The following is a 1,048-nucleotide window of genomic DNA, read 5'->3' on the forward strand; positions in this document are numbered from 1 at the left end:
CACGCTTTGTCTCGGATGATTCACTTTTACCCCCTCAATCCGCGTATGTGCCAGTTGGGGGTGCGGAATGTGGGTTTCACATCTGCATCCTTCCTTTGATTTGGTGAACTAACCTGACGGTCGTGATTCTGAATAATGCTTCGCTGTTGGGTGGCAACCTTCTTAAATTGAAAAATGCCACATACTTTCGGATTGTTGGAACAAAGCCAAGAACAATTAGCAAAATTAACAGCGAAAATGCTGTACGAAGTAGAATATATCGAGCCTGTTCTCGGTGAAGAGTTGTTCCCTTACTACCGCCACTATTGCGTTATCTCGGCACTCGGCAATGACTATTCCCAGAGAGGTTTTGGCATTTACGACGATCGAACCAACAAATACGATCGAATTGGTCACGTTCTTAGACATTTGTAACCATTCTTTCTGTCTGTTCACCAGTGAGCTTCGCGCTCCGGGTAGTGTTTCCGAACTCTATCCTACAGCTATGAAAGTCTTTCTCATAGGAACAGAGCAGTGGATTACCGAGTAAGTTTCTAACTAAAAAGTTGATACCGCGTGTTGGTGAGTAAAGCTGTCCGTAGCTTGCGGGGCGGGACGCCATCACTCCATACTCATCCTCTTTCAGTTTCTTTTTTACTGTGCTTTTCAGTGTCCAGCCTGTTACTATGGCTGTCTGTCCTGTTCCATAAAATACCTGATTCGGCTTATACAACGGTTTGTAATATCTTTCCATTTTCTTACAGTTTATTACAAAATTTTATCAAACTGTTGTAACTGTATGCCGACAAAAAAATTTAAATTACAATATAATATAACACAAAGTTAGAGGTGCTGCTATGCCAAACAAAACTAAATTTGTGAAACTACAACCGCAGATGAATCGGAACAAGACTTTACTGATGTTTGAGAAACTTAACAAAGAGCTGTTGGCAAGGATAAGAGAAGATGTGAATTATCGAATGCCATCAGAGTATAGCCTTTCTCTGAAAGATGAGGTATCATGTTACTGACACTCACTCGTGAGGGTCAAACAGAGAAAATCAGCTCA

The 1,048-nt window shown here is 41.4% G+C and carries 1 protein-coding gene; it reads left to right on the forward strand.

Annotated features, from left to right (window positions below; genetic code table 11):
- Positions 1 to 174: 174 nt before the first annotated feature.
- Positions 175 to 414, forward strand: a complete 240-nt coding sequence (locus QUB11_RS31210; RefSeq protein WP_333201163.1) for a hypothetical protein — start codon at positions 175 to 177, stop codon at positions 412 to 414.
- Positions 415 to 1,048 lie beyond the last annotated feature (634 nt).

This window comes from Microcoleus sp. B6-A1, assembly GCF_036705085.1.
In the GTDB taxonomy this organism is placed as follows: Bacteria; Cyanobacteriota; Cyanobacteriia; order Cyanobacteriales; family Microcoleaceae; genus Microcoleus.